19 protein-coding genes and 1 pseudogene are annotated in these 20432 nt (G+C 57.3%); 6 read left to right on the top strand and 14 right to left on the bottom strand.

Features of this window, described 5'->3' with window-relative positions:
- Nucleotides 1-453: 453 nt before the first annotated feature.
- A pseudogene (locus L991_RS18050) lies at nt 454-552 on the top strand (PEP-CTERM sorting domain-containing protein); the annotation flags it as partial.
- 65 nt (nt 553-617) lie between these two features.
- Here L991_RS18050 and gntU read toward each other — a convergent pair.
- The 8 genes from gntU to gpmI all read right to left on the bottom strand — a co-directional run bounded on the left by gntU (nt 618) and on the right by gpmI (nt 9708).
- Nucleotides 618-1955 (bottom strand): gluconate transporter, encoded by a 1338-nt coding sequence (gene gntU, locus L991_RS09715; RefSeq protein ID WP_047394619.1) that lies wholly within the window; start codon nt 1953-1955, stop codon nt 618-620.
- Between the two features lie 2 nt (nt 1956-1957).
- Nucleotides 1958-2479, bottom strand: a complete 522-nt coding sequence (gene gntK / locus L991_RS09710) for a gluconokinase (protein ID WP_081986619.1) — start codon at nt 2477-2479, stop codon at nt 1958-1960.
- Nucleotides 2480-2690: 211 nt separating this feature from the next.
- Nucleotides 2691-3704 carry a substrate-binding domain-containing protein gene (locus tag L991_RS09705; protein WP_028448490.1) on the bottom strand — a complete coding sequence of 338 codons (1014 nt, stop codon included), beginning with the start codon at nt 3702-3704 and terminating at the stop codon, nt 2691-2693.
- Nucleotides 3701-4504: a HesA/MoeB/ThiF family protein gene (locus L991_RS09700; protein WP_197053857.1), complete on the bottom strand. Its 804-nt coding sequence runs from the start codon at nt 4502-4504 to the stop codon at nt 3701-3703. The genes L991_RS09705 and L991_RS09700 overlap by 4 nt, the downstream gene beginning before the upstream one ends.
- 157 nt (nt 4505-4661) lie before the next feature.
- Entirely contained in the window at nt 4662-5060 is a 399-nt protein-coding gene (locus L991_RS09695) for a hypothetical protein (RefSeq protein WP_047394616.1), read from the bottom strand.
- A 201-nt stretch (nt 5061-5261) separates the two neighbouring features.
- Complete coding sequence (locus L991_RS09690) at nt 5262-6704, bottom strand: S41 family peptidase (protein ID WP_047394614.1); 1443 nt, start codon at nt 6702-6704, stop codon at nt 5262-5264.
- Between the two features lie 26 nt (nt 6705-6730).
- A complete protein-coding gene (locus L991_RS09685) occupies nt 6731-8098 on the bottom strand; it encodes a murein hydrolase activator EnvC (protein WP_052190787.1) in 1368 nt (455 codons plus the stop codon).
- 77 nt (nt 8099-8175) lie between these two features.
- The gene (gene gpmI, locus L991_RS09680; RefSeq protein ID WP_028448494.1) at nt 8176-9708 is read right to left on the bottom strand and encodes a 2,3-bisphosphoglycerate-independent phosphoglycerate mutase; all 1533 of its coding nucleotides are present in this window, start codon (nt 9706-9708) and stop codon (nt 8176-8178) included.
- A 181-nt stretch (nt 9709-9889) separates the two neighbouring features.
- On the opposite strand from gpmI, the gene L991_RS09675 reads away from it, so the two are divergent.
- The gene (locus tag L991_RS09675) at nt 9890-10195 is read left to right on the top strand and encodes a metalloregulator ArsR/SmtB family transcription factor (protein ID WP_034618574.1); all 306 of its coding nucleotides are present in this window, start codon (nt 9890-9892) and stop codon (nt 10193-10195) included.
- Nucleotides 10196-10291: 96 nt separating this feature from the next.
- On the opposite strand, the gene L991_RS09670 is transcribed toward L991_RS09675, so the two are convergent.
- From L991_RS09670 to cutA, 3 genes are read right to left on the bottom strand one after another with little or no spacing between them, the layout of a single operon-like run.
- Nucleotides 10292-10780: a TlpA disulfide reductase family protein gene (locus L991_RS09670; protein WP_028448496.1), complete on the bottom strand. Its 489-nt coding sequence runs from the start codon at nt 10778-10780 to the stop codon at nt 10292-10294.
- A gap of 53 nt (nt 10781-10833) precedes the next feature.
- The gene (gene dsbD, locus L991_RS09665) at nt 10834-12381 is read right to left on the bottom strand and encodes a protein-disulfide reductase DsbD (RefSeq protein WP_047394611.1); all 1548 of its coding nucleotides are present in this window, start codon (nt 12379-12381) and stop codon (nt 10834-10836) included.
- 3 nt (nt 12382-12384) lie between these two features.
- Nucleotides 12385-12711, bottom strand: a complete 327-nt coding sequence (gene cutA, locus L991_RS09660) for a divalent-cation tolerance protein CutA (RefSeq protein WP_047394608.1) — start codon at nt 12709-12711, stop codon at nt 12385-12387.
- Here cutA and L991_RS09655 point away from each other — a divergent pair.
- On the top strand, nt 12710-13141 hold the full coding sequence (locus tag L991_RS09655; RefSeq protein WP_047394605.1) for an FxsA family protein: 432 nt from the start codon (nt 12710-12712) through the stop codon (nt 13139-13141). The two genes, cutA and L991_RS09655, sit on opposite strands and share 2 nt — an antisense overlap.
- A 205-nt stretch (nt 13142-13346) precedes the next feature.
- On the opposite strand, the gene L991_RS09650 is transcribed toward L991_RS09655, so the two are convergent.
- The 3 genes from L991_RS09650 to L991_RS09640 are packed head-to-tail and all read right to left on the bottom strand — an operon-like array spanning nt 13347 to nt 15478.
- The gene (locus L991_RS09650) at nt 13347-13934 is read right to left on the bottom strand and encodes a YggT family protein (RefSeq protein WP_047394602.1); all 588 of its coding nucleotides are present in this window, start codon (nt 13932-13934) and stop codon (nt 13347-13349) included.
- A gap of 21 nt (nt 13935-13955) precedes the next feature.
- Entirely contained in the window at nt 13956-14774 is an 819-nt protein-coding gene (proC, locus tag L991_RS09645; protein ID WP_047394600.1) for a pyrroline-5-carboxylate reductase, read from the bottom strand.
- Nucleotides 14771-15478 carry a YggS family pyridoxal phosphate-dependent enzyme gene (locus L991_RS09640; RefSeq protein ID WP_047394597.1) on the bottom strand — a complete coding sequence of 236 codons (708 nt, stop codon included), beginning with the start codon at nt 15476-15478 and terminating at the stop codon, nt 14771-14773. Before L991_RS09640 ends, proC begins: the two co-directional genes overlap by 4 nt.
- 93 nt (nt 15479-15571) lie before the next feature.
- On the opposite strand from L991_RS09640, the gene L991_RS09635 reads away from it, so the two are divergent.
- From L991_RS09635 to L991_RS09625, 3 genes are read left to right on the top strand one after another with little or no spacing between them, the layout of a single operon-like run.
- Nucleotides 15572-16615: a type IV pilus twitching motility protein PilT gene (locus L991_RS09635; protein WP_028448502.1), complete on the top strand. Its 1044-nt coding sequence runs from the start codon at nt 15572-15574 to the stop codon at nt 16613-16615.
- Between the two features lie 20 nt (nt 16616-16635).
- Nucleotides 16636-17775, top strand: coding sequence for a PilT/PilU family type 4a pilus ATPase (locus L991_RS09630; RefSeq protein WP_047394594.1), 1140 nt, complete (start codon nt 16636-16638; stop codon nt 17773-17775).
- Between the two features lie 19 nt (nt 17776-17794).
- The gene (locus tag L991_RS09625) at nt 17795-20014 is read left to right on the top strand and encodes a FimV family protein (protein WP_047394591.1); all 2220 of its coding nucleotides are present in this window, start codon (nt 17795-17797) and stop codon (nt 20012-20014) included.
- Nucleotides 20015-20432 lie beyond the last annotated feature (418 nt).

Below are 20432 nucleotides of genomic sequence, written 5' to 3'. Positions count from 1 at the left end.
ATTTCGGGCGCGCCAGTCGGGCCAATCCAACCAAAGGGTAAATTCGTGAAATTCCAAGCTTTATTGGCTAGCACGCTGCTAGTAGCTTCATTGTCCACACAGGCTGCCGTGATTGAAATGCAAGGCACGCCGTTAGATTTACAGAAAGGCCTGCAGATCAGCTACGGCGCATCAAGAACAGATAACGTGACTGCACCAGTGAAGTTCAGCAAAGCCGGGCAATATATCCTCGATGTTACTCTGACCCAAGCCAATGGTTCATTTGGGGCGATGTTAAGTAAGGCGGCAGTCCAAGGTGTTTGGCAAAATGCCTTTTTTTCAAAAAATCAACAAGGTAATTGGGTTGCACAGTTTGTGTTGGATGTAAAAGCCAAGCAAGAACTGCAGTATCAAGTCGAATTGAACGCAGGCTACGGCGCGACTGGCCGTCTGAATGTTGCGCTACGCCCGGCCGTTGCCCCCGTTCCAGAGCCAGAAACTTATGCGCTGATGGGGCTGGGACTGGTGGGCCTACTGGCTGCGCGTCGTCGCAAAATGGCGGCCCAAGCCTAACTTGGCAGACGCCCAATAAAAAACCGCCCTGTTGGGCGGTTTTTTTGCAGCAATCAATCTGACTCTCAAAGCACGCTAAACGCCACCATCCCCACCAGCGCACCTGTGCTGCCCAGTATGGTTTCCATCACCGTCCAGGTTTTGAGGGTTTGGACTTCATTGGCGCCGGTGAATTTACCAAATAACCAGAAGCCCGAATCATTAACGTGGCTGAGTACAATCGAGCCGCCGGCAATACAAATCGAGAGCGCGGCCAGTTGGGCGCCGCTAAAACCGGCCAGTTCAATCACTGGCAGCACCAAGCCCACAGTTGTGAGGCAGGCGACGGTGGCGGAGCCTTGAATGACGCGCACCGCAGCAGCCAGCACAAAGCAGGCGATGGCGATCGGCAAGCCCGCGCCGATTAGGGCGTTGCCCAGCGCGGGGCCGACGCCTGAATCAACCAGCACTTGCTTGAACACGCCACCGGCACCGGTCACCAGCAGGATAATCCCGGCGGGCTGCAACGCCGCGCTGCAGACTTCCATGACTTTTTCCCGGCTCATACCTCTGCGCAGAGCTAGACCGTAAATGGCCAGCAAGCAGGCGGCGAGGATGGCGGTGAAGGGGTGGCCAATCAGTTGCAGCCATGCATACAGCTGACCATCGGCGGGTACAAAACGCGCCACAATCGTTTTCAGGCCGACCAACAGCAAGGGGAACAACACCAGCGCCACACTAAACCCGAATGATGGCAGCTGGCCTTTGCCCAGACTTGGCTCGCTGACATCGGCGGGAATCGTTAGCGTGACATGGCGGCTAATGAAGTTGCCATACAGCGGCCCGGCCAGCAGCATGCCCGGAATGGCGGCTGCCAAGCCCAGCAAGATCATCCAGCCAAAGTCGGCTTTCATTTGCGAGGCCACCAGCATGGCCGTGGGGCCAGGTAAAAGGAAGGCGGCTGAGGCGGCGACACCGGCAAAGAGAGGAATCGCCAGTTTGACCACATTCCCGCCTGTGCGTCGTGCTACGGCAAAGACGACGCCGATCAGCAACACAATCGCGACATCAAAGAATAGCGGCAGGGTACAGATCAGGCCGGCAATCCCAAGAGCGACATTGGCGCGGCGCTCGCCAAAATGGTCGAGCAGTTTTACCGCGATCTGATCCAGTGCGCCGGTTTCATGCAAGATTTTGCCAAACATGGCGCCCAGCGCTACCACCACCGCCAGAAAGCCCAGCGTGCCGCCCATGCCTTTTTGCATGGTATCGGCAATTTTATCGACCGGCATGCCCGAGAAGATCCCGGCCCCGATCGAGACGATCATCAGCGCCACAAAGGCATGCAGGCGGGCTTTCATCACCAAAAAGAGCAGCAATAGCACCGAGCCCAGCGCGGTAAAAATCAGTGTGAGGGTATCCATGATCAGGCTTCTCCTTGTGCAACAATCGCCTCTTGGGCGGCGGCCACCACTTCAGCTAGGGTGGGCGTAATGTCGATGTGGAGTACATCGGCTTCATCGGCACCGGGCACTTCCAAGGTGGCAAATTGCGATTCGAGCATGCCGGTTTTCTGGAAATGGCCTTGGCGCGCAGCAAGGCGCTCGGCAATCACTTCAAACGGGCCGTGCAGAAAGACAAAGCGCAGATTGGGATTGCCCGCGCGCAATTGATCACGATATTGCTTTTTCAGTGCCGAGCACACAATAAAGGACAGCGTATTGGTGCGCTGCATGGCAAAGGCTGCGTCGTTAATGGCCGCCAGCCAAGGCGCGCGATCGGCATCATTCAGCGGCTGGCCAGCCGCCATTTTGTTGATATTGGCACGCGGATGCAGAAAGTCGCCATCGAGCAAGGCGGCTTGCAGATTGTGCGCCAGCTGGGCCGCGACGGCAGATTTACCGCAGCCCGAGACCCCCATCAAAACATAAATACGTGGTGAAGACATATCGACCCCCATCGGTTTGTTACCGATAACATGTTATGGGTAACATTCTGCCGTTGCCGATTTGTAGTGGCAATAGGGAGAAGTACATACAAGTAAGAAATCGGTGAAAAATCTGATCTAGCGCAAACTACTATTTGGCATGATGCGAGGTATTGCTACCAAATCTTTTTATTGATTGGATTTGATGGTTATACAGAGTAGGGGTATGTGGTTAGACGCTACCGCCCATATCCAGCACATAACCCACATCTTGTACTTGGGCGGAAAAAGTTTCACCGTTGATCCGCGCCAAAAGCCGCTCGGCGGCTAGTTCGCCGATTCGGCGGCGTGGGGTAACGATACTGGCCAGCCGCGGTTGCAGGGCCTGGCCAATATCCAGTTGATTAACGCCGGCAATTGCAAGCTCGGTGGGGATCTTAAGGCCTTGCGCTTGCGCCGCCAGCAGGGCGCCGGCGGCGATGTCATCATTGGTGCAAAATAGGCCATCTAGCTGCGGATATTGGCGCTGTGCTTCGCGTAACAATTCGCCTCCCAAGCTAAAACTGGAGGGCCGATCCGTCTGGATAATCTGGCTGGGCAGGCCCGCGGCCTGCATCGCCGCGCGGTAGCCCTCGGCGCGCAATTGGGTGCGCGAATCGAGCCGGGCGGCCAGATAGCAGATTTGGCGTTTGCCGCTGGCCAGCATCGCCTGCACCATGGCCTCGGCGGCCGCCCGATGATCGAGGCCAACCGCTTGATCGATGGGATCGGGCGGCAAATCCATCATTTCCACCACCGGAATACCGGCGACGGCCAGCATTTGGCGCGTGCGCTCCAAGTGCTGGGCCTCCGAGAGCAAAATGCCGTCGATGTGAAATGACAAGAGCTGCTCAACCTGGCGGGCTTCTTCGGCGGGGTCGTAGCCATAGTGGCCGTACAAAACATGGTAACCCGCCGGCGTGGTGATGGCCTCGATGCCATGCGCTACCGCAGAAAATACCTGATTGGAAATCGATGGCAGCAGCACGCCGATGGCGCGGCTGCGATCGTTGGCCAGCATTTCCGGTACCCGGCTGGGGATATAACCGAGCTCGGCCATCACCGCGGCGATCCGCTCTGCGGTGGCGGTGGCCACCAGATCGGGCGAGCGCAAATAGCGGCTGATGGTCATTTTGGAGGTGCCGACCCGCTCGGCCACATCTTGCATCGTGGGGCGGCGGCGGGGCTTGTCGCTGGGGTGATTCATCGGCCAGCTCCAGCATGGCGCTGAGCGCAGACTGGGCAGGCTGGATCACGCTGGTATTTCATTTCCTTCCAGCGGGCGCTGCTGGCGTCGTAGAGCTGCAAGCGACCGCGCAGGATTTCGCCGCAACCGCTTAAGAGTTTCAACGCTTCGGCGGCTTGCGCCGTGCCGATGATGCCGACCAGGGGAGCAAAAACGCCAAAAGTAGCGCAGGGGCTATCGCTGTCTTCGCCTTCTTCGGCAAAAAGGCAGTGATAGCAGGGCGCATCGGCTTCGTGCAGCGCAAAGGTGGTGAGCTGGCCACTAAATTGCACGGCAGCACCGGATACTAGCGGTTTGCCCGCCGCCACACAGGCGCGATTCACGGCATGGCGGGTGCTGAAATTGTCGCAGCAATCGAGTACCACATCGGCTGCAGCCACCAGCTCAGCCAGCCGCGCAGGCGTGGCGCGTTCGGCGAGCGCATGCACCTGTACTTGTGGATTGAGCGCTTGCAAGGTTTGCTGAGCCGAATAGGCTTTGTTCTGCCCCACCCGGGCTTCGGTGTGCACGATTTGTCGCTGCAGGTTGGTGAGATCCACCACATCGTCATCCACAATGGTGAGTGTACCCACGCCGGCGCTGGCCAGATACAAGGCCACCGGTGAGCCCAGCCCGCCCGCGCCAATCACCAGCACATGCGCGCCGCAAATACGTTCTTGCCCCTCGACGCCCAGCTCATCGAGCAAAATATGCCGGCTATAGCGCAACAGGCCTTGATCATCCAGCTCTACGTGGGCCGCGCGGGTAGGGCAAACAGACATGGGTAAGCTCAATCGATGGCAATCTGCGCAGTATACCGCGTGCACTGGCGGGCGGCTTGCGCTGAGTCAGGCTGCAGAGGGAAACCCCAACAAGAAAAAGCCCGCGTTAGGCGGGCTTTGGCGGTGCTGGCCAGTGTGGGCTGGCGGTGTGCGGCGGCTAGAGATAGCGGCGCAGTTCTTCTGGCGTATCGTCGTGATCGCCATGTGGGTGGTTTTCCCACACTTTGGCGTAGACATCGCGGCTTTTTACATTGTGTTCGGGGATGTGCTGATTATCGTGATGCACTTCTTCGCTGTAATGCGCGAGCGCCCGCAGAATTTTCTGCAAAATGCTGTTGTCCAGATGAAAGCCGGCCGCTTGCAGGCGCTCTTCCAGATCGACCAGCCGATGCTGGTTCAGATTGTATTGCAGCGAGATTTTGTGCTGCTCGGGATGTGCCTGACACTGAATGCCCTCAAGGCGATTGAGCAGGCGCATGGCTTGGCTGGCCTGATCCAGCGGCAGCGCCGTGAATACAATATCCCGATGTTTGATATCGTTAGCGTTGGTTTTCATTTTTCCCCCACTCGATAAGCCTTATCGTCGATTTAGATTAACGCTTTTCGGATTGGTTCGCAGCCTTTTTTTCGCACCTGTCGTGCTGTGGTGGGCTACGTTGAGCTGGGCAGGGGGTATATGACTGGCACGCTTGATAGATATACCTGAAATGAAAACACCCCTGCAGGGTATGCAGGGGTGTGAGTGGGTTGGTGCAGATTACTTGCTAGCAGGTTTATTCAGCAACAGCTGCTGCACTTTCAGTACATTCAGGGCTTGCTGCAACTGATAGTCTGATTTAGACGCCAACTCGCGCGGATTTTCTTCGCTCTCGCTGCTGCTGGCCGCTTTTGCTGCCGGTTTTGGCGTCGCTTTCGGTGCGGCAGCTGGGCTTGGGGTGGCCTTGCCGGCATCTTTGTCGGTTGGGTTATCCAGATGGCGGCCCAGATCCGCTTCGCGCAGGCGGAAGGCATTGTCTTCTTTGCCATTCAGCGTTGCGTCTTCCACCACGATATCCGGGGTGATGCCTTTGGCCTGAATTGAGCGGCCATTTGGCGTGAAGTAGCGAGCGGTGGTGAGCTTGAGCGCGCTCTTGGCATCGATCGGCAGAATCGTCTGCACCGAGCCTTTACCAAAGGTTTGCGTGCCGACCACCAGTGCGCGTTTGTGGTCTTGCAGAGCACCGGCCACGATTTCCGACGCCGAGGCCGAGCCGCCATTCACCAGCACCACCAGCGGTACGGTTTTGACTTCTTTCGGGGTGTTTTTGAAATAATCTTTGCCGGCATCGCGCTGATAGAACTGTGGATTGGCCGTCAGGCGGATTTTTGCATCCGGGGTGCGACCCTCGGTGTACACCACCAGTACGTCTTTAGGCAGGAAGGCTGCAGACACACCGACTGCGCCATCCAGCAAGCCGCCCGGATCATTGCGTAGATCCAGCACTAAGCCTTTCAGCGGCGCTTTGTTTTCCTTGTACAGCTCATTGATAGCTAGTGCGAGGTTTTCGGTGGTCTTTTCCTGGAATTGGGTCACGCGGATGTAGCCATAGCCCGGCTCTGCCAGCTTGGATTTCACGCTTTGGGTTTTGATAATGGCGCGTTTCAGGCTGATCACCAGCGGTTTGGATTCGCCTTTACGCAGAATCGTGAGCGTCACGCTGGTGCCCGGTTTGCCGCGCATTTTCGATACCGCTTCGTTCAAGGCCATGCCTTGCACCTGTGCGTCATCGATTTTCATGATGTAGTCGCCGGCTTTGATGCCTGCGCGAAAGGCCGGGGTGTCTTCGATCGGCGACACGATGCGCACCAGCCCGTCTTCCATATTCACTTCCAGCCCCAGCCCGCCAAATTCGCCCTGGGTGCTTTCTTTCAGATCTTTGAAGGCTTCTTCATCCAGATAGCTGGAATGTGGATCCAGCCCGGTCACCATGCCTTTAATCGCTTCGTTGATCAGCTTTTTATCTTCAACGGGTTCGACATAGCTTTGTTTAATCAGGCCAAACACGGTCGAGAAAGCGCGCAGCTCGTCGATCGGCAGTGGATTGCCGCCGGCTTCTTTATTGGCAACGGCGTTATACGACAAACTCAGTACGGCGCCGAGGCCGGCACCGGCCGCCAGAAGGCTGATTTTTTGCCAGCGGCTGTATGGCTTGTTGGACATCCCTGTTTTTTCCTGTGGTCTCGGGTTTATTTGGCCCACTGTTGCGGGTCCAGAGGTCGGCTGTTGTAGCGGATTTCAAAGTATACGCCAGATTCTGCCATGCCACCGCTGTTGCCCACGGTAGCAATCACATCGGCGGGTTTAACGCTATCGCCCACCCGTTTCAGCAGGCTTTCATTGCCGCCGTACAGGCTCATATAGCCACCGCCATGGTCAATAATCAGCAGATTGCCAAAGCCACGCAGCCAGTCGGCAAACACCACCCGGCCGGTGGCCACCGCATGCACGGTTTGGCCGTTATTGGCTTTGATCATCACCCCTTTCCAGGTGCCACCTTCACCACGTGGTGCACCAAAGCGGCCAATCACCGTGCCACGGGCGGGTAGGGCTAGCTTGCCCTTGAGCGCGGCAAAATTACTACCAGCCTGGGCCGGATCAGGTAAGACTTCATTGGTTTTGCCGCTTTCTTCTTTCGGCTCGGGTTCGGGCGTTGGGATCGGTTTACCGGCGGCTTTGGCGGCTTGCTCTTTCTTGGCCTGGCGTGCTGCGCGTTCGGCTTTGGCCTTGGCTTGCGCCTCGGCGCGTTTTTTCGCTTCTTCGCGTTGTTTGGCGAGCTGGCGGGCGCGCTCGGCTTCCTGCTGGCGAATGATGGCATTCAGGCGTTCGGTCAGCGCGGTAAGGCGTTTTTCATCAGCCGCCAGTTTTTCAATCTGGTCGCGCTGCACGGCAATCTGCTTAGATAACTTGCTGACCACCGCCTGTTTTTCTTGCTGTTCGTTCACCAGCAGGGCGCGTTGTTGTTGCTTATTGCGGGCAATGTCTTGCAGCTCGGCGTTTTTCTGGCGGATTTCTTCCGCCAGCTGGTTAAGCTCACCCAGCTGGGTTTCCAGCTGTTTGGCCAGTGCCTGTTGCGCACGAGCGAGGTGTTTGTAATAAGTCAGATCACGGCTGACTTGGTTGGGGTCTTTTTGGTTCAGCAGCAGTCGCCAGGCTTCGAGCTGGCCGGTTTTGTAGCGACTGGCCAACAGCTGGCCCAGCCGATCTTGGCTGGCGCGAATGTGCGTGCGGGTGCGGGCAATGTCGGCCTCGAGGCGTGCCAGCTCATTGCTGGTGAGCTCGCGCTGTTGGGCTAGCTCACGCAAGACGCGATTGGCTTCGGAGATGGCCTGCTCGGAATCTTTGAGCGCATCGGCCGCTTCGTTGCGCGATGACTCATTGGCGGTGAGCTGTCTTTGCAGTTGCTGAATCTGCCCACGCAGGTCTTTCAGCTCGGCCTGTTTGGCCGCACGGTCTTTGACCGCATTCTGGCTAGGGGTTGGGCTCGGCTTAGCCGCCGCGAACCCGAACGGGGTGGCGAGCAAAAAAAACAGCGAAACAAGTAAACGTCGTGGCACCGGTTGATCCGTCAGGGAGGCTACGAGTGCATAACTTTACTTGATTCGCCGTGTTCGCTAAACCCAATTACGACTTTTTACAGGAAATTGATCAGCGATTGACCCGTCATTTCCTCAGGCTGAGACAGACCCATCATCGCCAAGAGCGATGGGGCGATGTCTTTCAGCGCGCCGCCCGGTGACAGGCGGGCTGGACGGCCGATGTAGCAGAACGGCACCAGGTCGGTGGTGTGCTGGGTGTGCGCCTGGCCTGATTCTTTATCGAACATCATTTCGCAGTTGCCGTGGTCGGCGGTGATCAGTACTTCACCCCCGGCAGCCAATTGCGCGCTCACCACGCGGCCTACGCACTCATCCAGCGCTTCGACCGCTTTCACCGCCGCGGCGAAAATACCGCTGTGGCCGACCATATCGCCGTTGGCGTAGTTACAAATGATGGCGGCGTATTGCTTGCTGTTGATCGCATCCACCAATTTGTCGGTGACTTCCTGGGCCGACATTTCGGGTTTTAGATCGTAAGTCGCCACTTTGGGTGATGGCACCAGAATGCGGTCTTCACCGGCGAATTCTTTTTCTTCACCACCGGAGAGGAAATACGTAACGTGCGGGTATTTCTCGGTTTCGGCGATCCGCAGTTGTTTCAGCCCCAGACCGGCAATGTATTCACCAAAGCTGTTTTTCACTTTTTCTTTGGTGTAGGCCACTGGGTGGCTGTAGGCCGAGCCGTAATCGGTGGCCGAGCAGAAGAAGGCCAGTTGCGGCTGGCGTTGTGGATGCTCAAAACCATTAAAATCGGCCTTGGTCAGCGCAGTGGTGATCTGACGCGCGCGGTCGGCACGGAAATTCATAAAGATTACCGCATCGCCATCAGCCATCTGGGTGGGAGTGCCAATCACGGTGGCCGATACAAATTCGTCGTTTTCATCGCGGGCGTAGGCGTCTTTCAGGCCTTCCAGCGCGGTGTCGGCGGCGTACAGGCCCACCCCATCCACCAGCAGTTTGTAGGCGGGCTCAACGCGCTCCCAGCGGTTATCGCGATCCATCGCCCAGTAGCGGCCTACGATACCGGCGATTTTGGCGCCATTGGCATCACAAACGGTTTGCAGACGTTGCAGATACACTTCGGCGCTGCGCGGTGGTGTATCGCGGCCATCAAGGAAGGCATGCACGCGGATGTCGCTGACACCGGCTTGGGCGGCGGCTTCGATGATGCCGAAAACGTGGTTTTCATGGCTATGTACGCCACCATCCGACATCAGGCCCATGATGTGTAGGGCTTTGCCATTGGCTTTGGCTGTGTCGATGGCTTGTTTGAACACCGGATTGTTGCCGATGGTTTTGTCGGCCACATCACAGTCGATGCGGCTGATATCCTGTTGCACGATGCGGCCGGCGCCAATATTCAGGTGGCCCACTTCCGAATTACCAAACTGGCCAGCCGGCAGCCCCACGAATTGCTCAGAGGCATTGATGGTGGTGAAAGGGTATTGGCTAAACAGGCGATCGAAATGGTGTTTGCGGGCGTGCAAAATGGCATTGTCATCTCCGCCGGTGCGGTAGCCAAAGCCGTCAAGAATAAGTAGTAATACCGGAGTAATCTGTTGCGACATGACAAAGTCCTATGGTGATTCGCAGTGACCTTGCTAAAATACTCAGCTGTCTGGTGGTTGCGAATAGATTTCAAACACGGTTAGTATTCTAACTCAAGCGAAGGTAATCTCGCCGCTATTTGGCATTATGCTGATACGGCTCAAGTCTGCCCGCCAACAATACCAATAAAAAGAATTCACGATGATTGATTCGATTGAAGAAATGGATGATGAGCACATCGACCAGGCGTCACGGGCGATGAAAGCGATGTCGCACCCGCTGCGGCTAAAGATTCTGTGCGTGCTGGCTGATCAGGAAGTCAGTGTGCAGGATATTGTGGAACGGGTGGGTACCACCCAATCCAATATCTCCCAGCATTTGGCGCTGATGCGCGAAAAAGGCGTTTTGCGTACGCGCAAAGACGCTAATCGCGTGTACTACCGGGTGGGCGATATTCGCACGCTGGTGGTAGTGGCGATGATGCGGGATGTATTCTGCGGATTCTAGTATTTCTGCTGGTTTGGCGGGCAATACCCCGCCAGAGTATGCCAAGCGCCCCATGGGGCGCTTTTTCTTTTTCTGCGCTTTAGCCGCGTACGGCGATTAGCGTGCGTTCAGCAGGCGCTTGATCTGCTCTTCCAGTTGCGCGTGGCTGATTTTGCCTAAATGCTGGTGCACCCGCTGGCCTTTGCCATCAAAAAACACGGTAAATGGCAGCCCGCCCATGGCGTTGCCTTGCTGGCGCATTAGTTGCATCGCGCTATCGCCGCCGATCAGGATCGGGTAGTTCACTTTGAGCTGCTTGGCAAACTGCGCCACAGGTTGCGGCTCATCAATCGCGATCCCGATAAACTGAATCTTGCCGGCGTATTGCTTTTGCAGAGCCACCATTTCCGGCATTTCCTGCCGGCAGGGGCCGCACCAGGTGGCCCAGTAATTCACGATCACCGGCTTGCCTTGCCATTGCTGCAGGGCCTGGCTTTTGCCTTGTGGATCGGGCAATTTAAGCGCCCAGAGCGGGTCGCTGGCGTAGCTCAGACCGGTTAGCAAACTGGCTGCCAGCCAAAGAGTCAGACGGTGAGTGAAACGCATATGGTGCTCGCTGTGTCAGTTTGGCCGGGGGCGCCGCGCCACCCGGCGTGGGGTTAGGGCAGACTGTGTAAAGTGGCCAGGAAGGCGCTTGGGGCTTGAAAACCAATCACCCTGCGCGGCAGCTCTTGCCCGGCGCGATCATAAAAAATCAGTGCCGGCGGCCCATAGAGCTTGTAGCGCGCCAGTAGCTCAGCGTCGGCTGGACTATTGGCGGTGACATCCACGCGGATGAGCTGATAATCAGCCAAGGCTGCTTGTACCTCAGGCTGGCTCAGGGTTTCGCGCTCAAATTCGATGCAGGCCACACACCAGTCGGCATAAAAATCCACCATCACCGGCTTGCCCCGCGCAGCTTGGAGCGCGCGATCGAGCTCGGCGCTGCTGCGCACGGTTTGCATGGTTAAAGCATGAGCGGTGGTGCTGGCGGGCAGATAGGGGCTCCAGAGCGGGCGGGCAATCCATACCGCCATCGCCAGCATGCCGATACCGAACACGATTTTCACACCCTGCATCACGCGCCCGGAGAGGCGTGGTAACACGGTGGAGCCAAACGCCCCGATCGCCAGCAGCGGCAGGCCCAGCCCCAGTGCCATCATGTATAGCGCGCTGCCACCCAGCATTAAATCGCCGCTCTGGCCGATATAGGCCAAGGCTGCCGCCAGCGGTGGCGCGATGCAGGGGCCAATAATCAGCGCTGACAGTAGACCCATCAGCAATACTGATAGCCATTGCCCGCCGGGCAGGCGCATTGAGAGTTCATTCAGGCGGCTTTGCCAGCCCGCTGGTAGTTGCAGGCTAAATAGCCCGAACATAGACAAGGCCATCAGTACGAAAAACAGCGCAAACAGCGCAATTACCCATGGCTGCTGCAGCGCCACCACCAGCAAAGTGCCGGTGGCTGCCGCCGCCAGCCCGATGGCGGTGTAGGAAATCGCCATCCCCTGCACATAGACGAAGGTGAGGCCAAAGGCATGCCAGCGGCCACGCTGCGGCCCGCCGATCACGATACCGGACACAATCGGGATCAGCGGGTACATACAGGCGGTGAGCGCTAAGCCAATCCCGGCGAGGAAAAACACCCCCAGCGTGCCCAAAAAACTACCCCCGAAGTAGTCAGGTTCGGGGGCGGTGTCGGTGGGGCTGCTTTGGCCGAAAAGTTGTTTGATGGCTGGGGGCTTACTGCTTTGCCCCGGCTGCAGGATTTGCGTTTGCGGCGGGTAGCAGATGCCTGCTTCGGCGCAACCCTGAAATTTGATATTGAACGGTTGCTGGTCGGCAATTGGCTGATTGCTGCTTACGCGCACAATCAGCGCATTATGAAACACCGCCACTTTGCCAAAGCTGGGGTCGTCTTTGATTTCGCCCTGGGGTATCTGCGTGGAGAGCTGATGACCATTGGCGCTGATCGAGATACGGTCGCGATAGAGGTAGTACTTGGGCGCAATCGCGAAGCGGATTTCTACCGTGTTGTCGTTAATTTTCACAATCGACGGTTTAAACGCCTGCTCGGGCGGTAAAAAGTCGCTACTGGCTTGGGCGGTGATTGAAATCAGGCCCAAGCAGGCCCATGTCATTAGGGTAAGTAACCAGCGGTGCAGCATCGTTTATTGCGTTTCCTGTGCCAACCATGCGAGATAACTGGCGCTGCCAGCCACGATGGGCAGGGCAATAATCTCGGGAATTTCATAGGGATGATGGGCCAATAGCCAAGCCTCCAGGGCTGGGTAAGTTGCGCGGGTGGTTTTAATCATCAGCGGAACTTCTAGGCTGGTTTCGACACCATCATGCCAGTGGTAGATGGACTTTACCGAAGGCAGTAAGTTCACACAAGCAGCCAGCCGACCGGCTAGCAGGCCCTGCGCCAAAGTGGTGGCGCTGGCCTCGTCGGGGCAATTACACCATACTACCAGCGATTCTGAAGGAGCATTCATGCCGTATTTTATCCTGGCCAGCGTGCTGGCTTATCCGTTTCTGGAAATCATGTCACTGATCTGGCTCGCCGACCAAATCGGCGGGCTGGCAACCTTGTTGGTTGTGCTGGCCAGTTTTGCCGCTGGCGTCCTGATGTTACGCCACCAGCGCCTGGGCGTGGCCCTGACGCTGATGAATGATCTGCGCAGTGGCCAGATCGGCTGGCATAGTCTGCTCAGCGTGGCCCGCTATTATATCGCAGCGGTGCTGCTGATTATTCCAGGCCTGCTGGGGGATGTGATTGCGATTGCGCTGCTACTGCCGTGGGGCCGGCAAGGCGTGCCGTTTCAAGCGCGCCCGACTGCTGCGCGCGAAGAGGGCGTGATTGACGGCGAATATCGCCGCGTAGATCCGCAGGCTGATCCACATCAGCGCCGTATTGGCGAGTAAGCTTTATTGGTCCTGCTTTGCCAGGTAATACCCGGTCGGGTATATTTTGAAGTCGCGATCTGGCCGGCCAGCGGCCTCGCCTCCAGTGCTAGCGCTGGCAAGGGAAGAGGGCGTAATCAACATCCCGTCACCCAGCCGCAATAGGCGCGATCGAAATAAAAAAACCGCAGCCCAGCTGCGGTTTTTTGTCTGCTGTGCGGCTGCTTTAGCCGATGATCTGCACGCCTTGCAAGATGATCACTTCCAGCTGGGAGATGACCACATTCAAAATCAGCTGAATCAGCAAAATCAGCACCATCGGTGAAATATCAATCCCACCAATCGGTGGAATGATTTTCTGTATCGGCCGCAAAAACGGCGCCGTCAGGCCAGTCAGTGTGGGCATCAGCGGGTTGTACGGCGACAACCAGCTCATCAGCACTTGCCCGATCACTGCCGCAAATAACAGATACAGCGACATTTTGATCAGCTCTAGCGTGGCCGTGAGCCCCAGTGCAATCAGCGAGCCGGCGGCCGAGAAATCAAACGGCCAGGGCGTAATCGCCAACAGCAGCGCATGCATCACCAGCGCCGTTACCCACGCCATGACCAAGCTGGTGCTGTCGTAGCCTTTAAAGGGCGGAATGAGCTTGCGTACGGGCAATACCAGCCAGTTGGTCAGTGCCAGCACAAACTGCCCCAGCGGATGGCGGAACGACACTTGCGCTGCTTGCAGATAAAACCGCGCCAGCAACAGCAGAATCAGAAATTCCAGCAAATTGCGGATTAGAAAATCCAGAATGCCTGTCAGCATAGGTCTCTCCCGGGCCGGGGCTTAGGGCTCGATGTCGCGGCCGAGCTCTTCGCCCAGCTCGCGCGAACGCGCAGCCGCTGCCGCTGCGGCGGCAATAATGGTCGAGCGCACCTGGCTGGTTTCCAGTGCTTTGATCGCCCGCTCGGTGGTGCCGCCTTTGGAGGTGACTTTTTGCTGCAAGGTGCCCGCATCATCGTCACTATTGAGCGCGAGTTTCACTGCCCCGGCAAAGGTTTGATAGGCGAGCTTGTGCGCAATATCGGGGCTAAAGCCTTGCGCCCGTGCGGCGGCTTGCAGCGCTTCCATAAAATAGAAAATATACGCGGGGCCACTGCCAGAAATGGCGGTAATGCCATCAATCTGGCTTTCTTCCTCAACCCACACCTGTTCGCCAATCGAGGCCAGAATGCGGCTGGTGAGGGCGCGATCGGCTTCGCTCACGGCTTCGCTGGCATACACGCCAGAAATGCCGGCTTGCACCAAGGCGGGGGTATTGGGCATCACGCGAATGATTCTGCTGTGTCCCTGCAGGAACCGAGAGAGGGTATCTACGCGAATGCCCGCAGCTATCGAGATCACCAAGGCATTACCCAGATGTGGCAATACTTCGGCGGTCACCGCTTTAAACTGCTGTGGTTTCACCGCAAACAGCACCGCTTCGCTCGCTGGAAAGGCCTCGCCCGGGGCCGAGGTGCTGATGCCGTATTGTTGGGTCAGCTCGGCGCGTTTGCCGGCATCCGGTTCGATGACGTGGATGTCTTGGCTGCTAAAGCCTTGGCTTAACATGCCGCCGATCATGGCGGTGGCCATATTGCCGCCACCGATAAAGGTAATAGTCATTCCGCTTCCTGTGTTGGGTAGTGGCGGGTGCCAAAAATGGCGGTGCCAACCCGAACTAAAGTTGAGCCATGCGCAATTGCCAGATCCATATCGCCTGACATGCCCATCGAAAGGGTGTCCAGCGCGAGGCCGTGCGCTTGCAGCATAAGCTGACATTGTTTCAGCATTTCAAACTGTTTGGCGAGCTTTACTGTATCCAGCGTTGCCTCGGGGATGCACATCAGCCCGCGCAGTTGTACTCGTGGCAACTGGCTGATGGCTTGCGCCAGCGGCAGTAATTCCTCGGGGCTGACGCCGGATTTACTGGCCTCCCCAGAGACATTTACCTGCAGGCAAAGTTGCAGCGGCAGCAGCTGCGCCGGGCGCTGCTGGCTCAAGCGTTCTGCAATCTTCAGGCGTTCAATGCTATGCACCCAGGCTGCACATTCGGCCACCATGCGGGTTTTATTGCTTTGCAGCGGGCCGATAAAGTGCCAGATCAGCTCCGGGCAATCGCTGAGCTCGGCGTGTTTTTGCTGTAACTCTTGCGCATAATTTTCACCAAATGCGCGCTGGCCTGCCGCGTACAGCGCGCGCACATCGGCGGCTGGAAAGGTTTTACTCACCGCCAATAAAGTGATTTCTGTCGCTTTTCGACCGCAGGCCGTGCTCGCAGCGTCGATCCGGCTCTGTACGCCTTGCCATGCTTCAAATAACGTTGCCATAATGAACAGAATTTTGTCAGGCTCAAACGCCGCTAGCCTAATAAATACGGGCTACGCGGGGCTGTCGCGAATGGATGAGAGGAAGAATTATAAATGGAAATTTCAGAACTCTTAGCGTTTTCAGTTAAGAATAAGGCTTCCGATCTGCATTTATCAGCCGGCTTGCCGCCTATGATTCGCGTGCATGGTGATGTCCGGCGGATTAATTTGCCGCCGATGGATCACAAAGATGTGCACGACATGGTGTACGACATCATGAACGACGGCCAGCGCAAAATTTACGAAGACACGCTGGAGTGTGATTTCTCCTTCGAGATCCCTAATCTCGCGCGTTTCCGGGTGAATGCCTTTGTGCAAAATCGCGGTGCTGGCGCCGTGTTCCGGACGATTCCTTCCAAAGTACTGACGCTGGAAGAGCTCAACGCCCCGAAAGTTTTCCAAGATATCGCCATGAACCCGCGCGGGCTGGTGCTGGTGACCGGCCCCACTGGCTCGGGTAAATCCACCACCCTGGCGGGGATGATCAACTTCATCAACGACAATGAATACGGCCACATCCTGACTGTGGAAGACCCGATCGAGTTTGTGCACCAATCCAAAAAATGCCTGGTCAACCAGCGTGAAGTCGGCCCACACACCATGTCGTTCTCCAATGCGCTGCGCAGCGCCCTGCGGGAAGACCCGGATGTGATTCTGGTGGGCGAGATGCGTGATCTGGAAACCATTCGCTTGGCGCTCACCGCGGCGGAAACCGGCCACTTGGTGTTTGGTACCCTGCACACGAGCTCGGCGGCAAAAACCATCGACCGGGTTGTGGACGTATTCCCCGCTGCAGAAAAAGAAATGGTGCGGGCGATGCTGTCCGAATCGTTGCGCGCGGTAATTTCGCAAACGCTGCTAAAAACCAAAGACGGCACCGGTCGGGTGGCGGCGCATGAAATCATGATCGGGATTCCGGCGATTCGTAACCTGATTCGCGAAAACAAAATCGCGCAAATGTATTCGGCGATCCAGACGGGGTCGCAATTTGGCATGCAAACGCTGGATCAGTGCCTGCAAAACCTCGTCCAGCGCAATATTGTTTCGGTGGGCGAAGCGCGCAATAAAGCCGCGATCCCGGATAACTTCAAAGGCTAAGCCCGCTAGGTAGATGCAAGATGGAAAAAGAACAAGCCGCCAAATTTATGCATGACTTGCTGCGCCATATGCGCGCCAAGAATGCATCCGACCTGTTCATCACCGTGGATTTTCCGCCGGCAATGAAAATCGATGGCCGGGTAACGCCAGTCTCCAATCAGCAGCTCAGTGCGCAGCACACCAAAGAGCTGGCGCGGGCGATCATGAATGATCGGCAGGCCGAAGATTTTGAGGCCAATAAAGAGTGTAATTTCGCGATCAGCCCCGGCAATATGGGCCGCTTTCGGGTGAATGCCTTTATGCAGCAAGGCCGGGTCGGCATGGTGCTGCGGACAATTAACTCGGAAATTCCAAAACTGGCTGAGCTAAATCTGCCGCCGGTGCTGGAAGACATCGCGATGACCAAGCGCGGCTTGGTGATTTTTGTCGGCGGTACCGGTTCGGGTAAATCGACTTCACTGGCTGCGATGATTGGGCACCGCAATGACAATGCTTACGATCACATCATCACGATTGAAGATCCAATCGAATACGTGCATGAGCATAAAAACTCGATCATTACCCAGCGTGAAGTGGGAGTGGATACCGATTCGTGGATGGCCGCGCTGAAAAACACGCTGCGCCAAGCTCCCGATGTGATTTTGATCGGTGAGATTCGCGACCGCGAAACCATGGATTACGCTATTGCCTTCGCCGAAACCGGCCACTTGTGTATGGCCACCTTGCACGCCAACTCATCCAATCAGGCGCTGGACCGGATTATCAACTTCTTCCCCGAAGAGCGTCGCCAGCAGCTGTTGATGGATCTGTCGCTGAACTTGAAAGCCTTTGTGTCGCAGCGCTTGATTCCGCATGCCTCGGGCAAAGGCCGGGTGGCGGCGGTGGAGGTCATGCTCAATTCACCATTGATCTCTGAATTGATCTTCAAAGGCGAAGTGCACGAGATCAAAGAAATCATGAAGAAATCGCGTGAGCTGGGCATGCAAACCTTCGATCAGTCGCTGTTTGATCTGTTTGAAGGTGGCCGGATCACGTATGAAGATGCATTGCGCAATGCCGACTCGGTGAATGATTTGCGACTGCAGATCAAGCTGAACGGCTCGGATGCCAAAAAACGCGATGTGCTGTCGGGTCTTGAGCACCTGGACATCGTGAAGTAAACCTAGCGCTGCGGGATCTATGATTTTAACTTCCATGCCACAGTTTGCCCTGCGGGCCGGACTGTGGATTTGGCTGACAGCGGGCCTAGCCCAACCAGCCCTGGCCGCCATGCTTGGTGAGATCCAGGTGCGTTCGGCATTGGGTGATCGCTTTAATGCGGTGGTGACAGTCGCCGCAGCCGATGATGAAGAGCTGAGCGCGGCTTGTTTTCGGCTGGTTAGCCCGCAAGATGAGCAAGCCAGCGGCGTATTGCGCCGCGCACGGCTGGTGTACCAATATGAAGCCGGTGGTGGCCGCCTGCTGATTCGCGGCGAAGACACGCTAAACGAGCCGCTGGTAACGCTGGCCATCAAAGTAAAATGCCCCGGTGAAGATGAGCGGGTATTTCAGCGTGATTACCGCATCATGCTCGATCCGCCCGAATACCGACCCAATTTGCCAGCCATTGGCCAGAGCACGCCGGCCACTAAGCCTGCCACCAGCCGCCGCAAACTGCCGCCGCTGGGCACGGCTTGGCTGAGTGAAGAGGGCGATTCGGTCGCCAAAATCGCCGCCAGCTATTACCCCAATGATAAAGCCCGCCAGCAAGCGCTGGTGGCTGGTATTTATGAGCTAAACCCCGATCTGCCGCAAAGCACTACGGCGCGGCTGACCGGAGACTGGCGTATTCAGCTGCCGCCGGGCGTTAACCTGAGCAAGCCTGCCGCCGCGCCAGCGCCGCGCCCGCTCGAAGCGATGCGCTTGGCGCCGTTGCCACTCCCTGCCTTACCGGCCAATCCGCCTGCGGATCGGCTGACGCTGGATGGCGACAACGTACCCGCGCCGAATAATAGCGGCAGCGGCGAATTCCGCCTGCGCCTATCGATGCCGCAACTGGATACCCAGCGGCAAAACACCCTCACGCCCGAACAAACCCTGCAATTGCGAGAGCAACTGCTGTCGCTCGAGTCGGACGAACAGGCCGCGCAAATGCTGCAGCTGAAATACCAGATTGCCGATCTGGAAAAACAGCTGGCTCATCTTAAAGCCAAGCCCGCCAGCACCGAGCCGGATGCCGAGGGCGGCAGCTCGCCGCTCGGTGATTGGGTTTGGGCTCTGCTGGGGCTAGTGTGCGTGCCGGCGCTGTGGCTGGCATGGCGCTATTGGCAAGGCCGGCGGCAAGATGAGCAAGAGCTATACACGGCTATCCCGATTTCCACCACGTATCTGGCGCAAAACCAATACGAGACTAACGCGCCGCGTCATACCCTCACTTCTGGCGGGCTAGATACACGCGAAATCGCCACGCCGATTCATCGCGAAGCTCGCGAAGAGTGGCACGATGCCGATATGGATGTCGTCTCGCCCGGCAATGTCACCGAAGAAGCCCAGTTGCTGCTTGATCATGGCCTGGTGCCGCAGGCGATCAATCTGCTTAATCACGAAATCCAGCAATACCCCACTGCGCTGGCGCTGTGGATGAAGCTATTTGAAATCTTCCAACGCAATGGCTTGGCCGATGAATTTCAGGAAAAAGCCGTGGCTTTCCGCCTGCAATTTTCCAGCGATGGCATGTGGCGCAATGTGCAGGATATGGGCCGCCAGCTCGATCCTTCCAACCCCTTGTATCAAAACCTAGAGCCGGCTGAGCCGATGCTGCTAGCCCCGCAAAATCAGCAGCAAGAGCAAGCCTTTGCCAGCGCCATGCAGGCCGCCGGCAGCGCCGCAGTCGCGGATGAAGCGCCCGCGCCAACGCTGGATGAGCCCAGCGGCTGGACGTGGGAAGAAGGGCAGGCTAGCCAGCTCGATCGCGATACCATTTTCAACCCCGAGCTGGTGTATCGCAGCCACAGCGAAGGCCTGGCACTCGATTCGGTGCACGAATCGGCCTTGAGTGAGCTCAGCGCCAGCCCAATGGCCGAGCAGCCCGACGCCGAAGAAATCGAAATCTCAATCGATGCGGTTGAAACGCTGGATGAAGTGGAGTTGCAGCCGGTGATCGAAGACATTGTGACCCCACTTGAGGTGGCCGCACCGATTGCCAGTACGCCCGCCGCCAGCCCCGCCGCCGCGCCGCGTGCCCCCAGTAGCGGGTTTAATTCGGATGACCCGGCGCTGAAAGAAATCGCCGAACTGATCGAAGCCGGGGCCCGCTCGGAAGCCTTCCAGCGGCTGGAGGAAATGCTGTATCGCGGCAGCATGTCGCAGCGGCTGACTGCCAGTAAATGGCTGGATCGACTGTTGTCGGTAGGCGGCTGATCGAGTGTGATTAGCTGTGATGAAAACCCCGCTATGGCGGGGTTTTTGTTTTGCGGCCTTCTGGTTTGGCGATTGTGGCATGGCCTGCTGGCGCAGGCGGTAAAACCGCCAAGCTACGCCATGCCTTGCCAACCGCCTCCCGAACGGCGCGGCTCAACGGGCGATTCACGTTAATCACCGCAGGGGTATATTCACCAAACCTAAGGCTGACAATGAATTTAGCACAATACTGCCGCTGGTATTTGCTGCGGTGAATAGCTGCCAAACCAAGTTGAAAGTGATCTTGCAGGTGCTGGTTAGCCTGCTGGCGCAGGCGGTAAACCGGCGGTTTCGCCGCCGGACGAGCAAGGGGCGGGTCTTGCTCCGCCCCTTGCAACCCCCGCGCGCCCGATCACCGCGAAACCCCGTCCGTCCAGCA

This window comes from Chitinibacter sp. ZOR0017 (genome assembly GCF_000799095.1).
GTDB classification, from domain to species: Bacteria; Pseudomonadota; Gammaproteobacteria; order Burkholderiales; family Chitinibacteraceae; genus Chitinibacter; species Chitinibacter tainanensis.
The sequence above is the reverse complement of the archived record's forward strand: the minus strand, read 5'-3'. Positions and strand labels throughout refer to the sequence as shown.